This window comes from Mucilaginibacter sp. (assembly GCF_041660805.1).
GTDB lineage: Bacteria > Bacteroidota > Bacteroidia > Sphingobacteriales > Sphingobacteriaceae > Mucilaginibacter.
In genome coordinates this window covers 1-4,358 of the sequence record NZ_JBAZVP010000062.1, presented here as the reverse complement: position 1 = coordinate 4,358, position 4,358 = coordinate 1, and the positions used below count along the sequence as shown (strand labels likewise).

4 protein-coding genes are annotated in these 4,358 nt (G+C 42.6%); 2 read left to right on the top strand and 2 right to left on the bottom strand.

The window, feature by feature from the left end; genetic code table 11:
• Positions 1–879, bottom strand: an 879-nt coding sequence (locus WC743_RS27960; RefSeq protein WP_373016847.1) for an aromatic amino acid hydroxylase, incomplete at its 3' end; no start/stop codon positions are given.
• 135 nt (positions 880–1,014) lie between these two features.
• On the bottom strand, positions 1,015–1,977 hold the full coding sequence (locus WC743_RS27955; protein WP_373016846.1) for a lysylphosphatidylglycerol synthase transmembrane domain-containing protein: 963 nt from the start codon (positions 1,975–1,977) through the stop codon (positions 1,015–1,017).
• A 197-nt stretch (positions 1,978–2,174) separates the two neighbouring features.
• Between WC743_RS27955 and WC743_RS27950 the strand changes: the two genes are divergently transcribed.
• Positions 2,175–3,044 (top strand): carbon-nitrogen hydrolase, encoded by an 870-nt coding sequence (locus tag WC743_RS27950; protein WP_373016845.1) that lies wholly within the window; start codon positions 2,175–2,177, stop codon positions 3,042–3,044.
• 149 nt (positions 3,045–3,193) lie between these two features.
• Entirely contained in the window at positions 3,194–4,234 is a 1,041-nt protein-coding gene (locus WC743_RS27945; RefSeq protein ID WP_373016844.1) for an agmatine/peptidylarginine deiminase, read from the top strand.
• Positions 4,235–4,358 lie beyond the last annotated feature (124 nt).

Sequence of the window (4,358 nt, the reverse complement as noted above, 5' to 3'; positions counted from 1 at the left end):
AAATTCCTCCAGCACATCTATCAAATTTTGGAAAGTTGGGGTAACAAATAACTGTGGCTGTGTTTTGGTGATATCGTAACTGTATTTTATCGCGTCAATAGTATAGGGCAGTTTCTTAACCTGCTCCTGCATGCAACTGGCGCTTTCACCAATTGATGAGAGCAGCCCTGCACCGTAGATCTTTGGATTTTCGAGTGTACCTATCAATCCATATTCTACTGTCCACCAGTGCAGGCGGCTTAACAGGGCCATTTCAGATGGTTCGCCCATATTGTCCTGATACCAGGCAACCAGGTCATCGGCCTTTTTTATTTCGGCTTCATCCGCATCGGGCATTTCTTTTAATATCGATAATGCCCTTATGGCCTCGTACAATTCAAAATCGCGCGCGCTGAACATCGCTTTAGCCCCTATCGATCCAAAATAACTCAGATACTCGTGATAATCCTTATCGGCAATAATAGGCGCATGCCCGGCAGATTCATGTATAATATCTGGTGCGGGTGTATATTCAATATGTTTTAACTGGCGGATATCTGCTGCAATAACCAGCACCCGGTAAGCCTGGTATTCCATAAAAGCGGCAGGTGGTATAAAACCATCAACCGTAACAGCGCCCCAGCCAATTTTTGCCAGTGCATTGTTCATGTCCTGCAGATCGGGGATCTTCTCAATGGTGAGCCCTGCTTTTTTTAGTCCGGGGATATACGGGTAGTAGGCAATATCTTTAAGATAGCTGTAATTTTGCCGCATAACATAGCGCCAAACAGCGTGGTCAACCGGGGTATAATGTTCATAATGCTGGTTAACAATAAACTGTTTTAAATGGCGGGGCAATGCCGCAACCTGCGGGTTATTAAAATCATTAAAATCGCTCATTCCTTAACTTTTCAGGTTTATTTAAGAAACGCAAAATTAGGAAATAACGTGTAGTTAAAAAGGAATTGTATCAGAGAAATTGCAGAAGAATTTCCTTTTATTGGGAGTTAAAAATAAGAGAGCAAATATTATACTTTATTTGTCATCAATTTCCAAATTAACTTCTGCCTTTGTCAAACCCTCTTCTAAACGGCTTGGGCGTACAACATAGTAAATCCCTAATAAAGCAACAATCAAAGAGATAATATAAAACGACCCGGGTAAAAAAGTGGCAAGGCTTTCATCCATCGGGAATACCTTTGTTAACTGCAAGAAAACAGTTTCGCGGATCCCCGCCCCACCTATACTAATTGGGATGATAGTGGCTAAAGCCGATATTAAAAATGACAACAGATAGGGTGAGTATTTACCGGTAAAGTCCTGCCCTATCATTATAAATACAATAGCTAATAATTGCAGGCTTTGTACCGCCACCGCTTTTAAATGCGCCGGAAAAAAGTAGTGTGTATATTCCCTGAAAAACTTATAAGCAACAAAGTAATATACAATTGACCCACCAACAAATATGCTTAACGGGATACCCATATGAATATCTATCTGCGGTATCAGAAATATAAGGGCTACTATGATTAAACCTATTGCCCACAAACCGCTTAGCCTATCAAACATTATTGCCCAGAATACTTTTTTTGCCGGCAATTTATACGTTTTATTAAGCAGGTATATTTTATAACCATCTCCCCCAATGCCACCCGGCAACAGGAAGTTATAGAACAGGCCAAGCAGGTATAAACGGAAATTAAATCTGGGGTCGAGCTTTAATTTAATGGATTTGAAGAAGCTTGATAACCGCCATGATGATATGATCATAGAAATAAAAAAGCTTACCAGCGCTGCAAACATCCACCAGTAATTAGCATGTATAAGCCGTAGTTTTACTTTTTCTAACGGTACTTTTCTAAATACAAAATACAATAACACAGAGGTTACCGCAAATTTAAGTACCACTTTGGCAACACTCCACAGGGTATCTTTCCAGGTTTTGGGCTTAACCGCTCTTTCGGTTTCCTCTACCTCTGTTTGTATTAAGTCTTTCATTCAGGTGCAAAGGTAATAATTTAGTGATTAGTTGATTTGGAGTTAGTGAATAGTTAACAAAACTTAACACTTAAGCAATTGTAGTTTAACCGGCGCCTATCAGGAATAAGTAATTTTTAAGCCGTTCATTAACTAATCGTTGATCGCTGTTCTTCAATCTCTAAAATAAAGGTAAATTTGCGCAAATTTCTATTGCTATGGGTAAAGTACAAGTAGGGCTGGTGCAAATGAGCTGCACTGCAAACAAACAGGAAAACCTGGACAAAGCTATTGTTAAAGTTAGGGAAGCTGCCGCTAAAGGTGCGCAGATAGTTTGCCTGCAGGAGCTTTTTACATCGCTTTATTTTTGTGATGTAGAGGATTACGACAATTTTGCATTGGCAGAATCTATCCCCGGCCCGTCAACCGATGCTTTATCGGCTGTTGCTGCCGAACTGGGTGTGGTAATTATCGCCTCCCTGTTTGAGAAACGCGCGCAAGGGGTTTACCATAACACTACCGCGGTTTTAGATGCCGATGGCAAGTACCTGGGTAAATACCGCAAAATGCACATCCCTGATGATCCAGGCTTTTATGAGAAATTTTACTTTACCCCCGGCGATTTGGGTTACAAGGTTTTCAAAACCAAATTTGCAACAATAGGCGTGCTCATTTGCTGGGACCAATGGTACCCGGAGGCTGCCCGCATTACCGCTTTAATGGGTGCCGAAATACTGTTTTACCCAACTGCTATAGGCTGGGCGACCACACAGGACGAGGCTACCAACACCGAGCAATACAACGCGTGGCAAACCATACAACGCTCACATGCTGTTGCAAACGGCGTATATGTGGTAAGCGTAAACCGTGTGGGTGAAGAGGCTGGCGTAAAATTCTGGGGCGGTTCATTTGTCGCTAATCCGTTTGGCGCTTTAATGCACCAAACCACTGTTGACAAGGAAGAAGTTGTAGTAATGGAGCTTGACCTGGCTAAATCTGATTACTACAGAAGCCACTGGCCGTTCCTGAGAGATCGACGTATAGATTCATATCAGCCAATTACAAAACGTTTAATAGACGAGGATTAATTAACCGACAATATCCCCACGCGTCATTGCGAGGAACGAAGCAATCTCAGGACTGTGCCTAAACACTATAGCTATCGGGAGATTGCTTCGTTCCTCGCAATGACGGTTTCAAATATTTTTCTACCATTACCAACTATCAACCATAAACAATGGATACTACTAACTTCCCCTACCGTTTCCACTTCCCTGCCGAATGGGCACCGCATACTGCTACATGGTTGAGCTGGCCGCATAAAGAGGCTTCGTGGCCGGGAAAACTGGGGATGATTTATGGTAAGTATGCCGAGTTTATTAAAGTGCTTACCGAAGGCGAGATAGTGCGCATTAACGTGGTTGATGAGCAAATGGCCGCCTTTGTAAAGCTGCAATTGCAGATAGTTGGTGCCGATTTGAGCAAGGTTGAGCTCTTTGAATTTGGTACTAATGATGCATGGTGCCGTGACCATGGTCCGGCGTTTTTGGTGAACTACGAAACCAAAGAAAAAGTGATAGTTGACTGGGGTTACAATGCCTGGGGCGATAAATATCCTCCGTATGATCTGGATGATGTTATCCCTACCAAAATTGGCGAACGCTTTAACCTGCCTGTTTACCATCCCGGCATTGTAATGGAAGGCGGCTCGGTTGATTTTAACGGCGCGGGCACTTTGTTAACTACTACTGCCTGCCTGCTTAATAAGAACCGCAACCCGCACTTAAACCAGCAGCAAATTGAAGGTTACCTGCAAAATTATTATGGTGTTGAGCAAATTCTTTGGTTGGGCGATGGCATTGTTGGCGATGATACCGATGGCCATATTGATGATATTACCCGCTTTGTAAATACCGACACCGTAGTTACCATGGTTGAACAAAACAAGAACGACGAAAACTACCATATACTGCAGGAAAACCTGCAAACCCTTAAAACCATGCGCCTGCTTAACGGCAAGCAATTGAACATTGTTGAGCTGCCAATGCCCGAGCCGGTTATTTATGATGGCCAGCGCCTGCCTGCATCATACGCTAATTTTTACATTGGTAACGCTGCAGTTGTAGTGCCTACCTATCGCTCGCACCATGACGATAAAGCGCTTGATATTTTGCAAGGCTGCTTTCCCGACAGGAAAGTGATCGGTATAGATTCAACAGACATTATTTGGGGTTTGGGTAGTTTCCATTGTTTAAGCCAGCAAGAGCCTGCGGTGTAGCAACTTTTTCACCGACAATTTATCCATCCTTACCGACTTCTTTAATCATATTGCCAATTATACATTTGCATATGTGTAATCTTACATTAGTTTTGGGTAAGATTAAAATTAAGATACCATGTCC

Excerpts from the sequence above, each read along its gene's own strand:
- WC743_RS27955 (WP_373016846.1), bottom strand. The coding sequence starts at position 1,977 with ATGAAAGACTTAATACAAACAGAGGTAGAGGAAACCGAAAGAGCGGTT.
- WC743_RS27950 (WP_373016845.1), top strand. The coding sequence starts at position 2,175 with ATGGGTAAAGTACAAGTAGGGCTGGTGCAAATGAGCTGCACTGCAAAC.
- WC743_RS27945 (WP_373016844.1), top strand. The coding sequence starts at position 3,194 with ATGGATACTACTAACTTCCCCTACCGTTTCCACTTCCCTGCCGAATGG.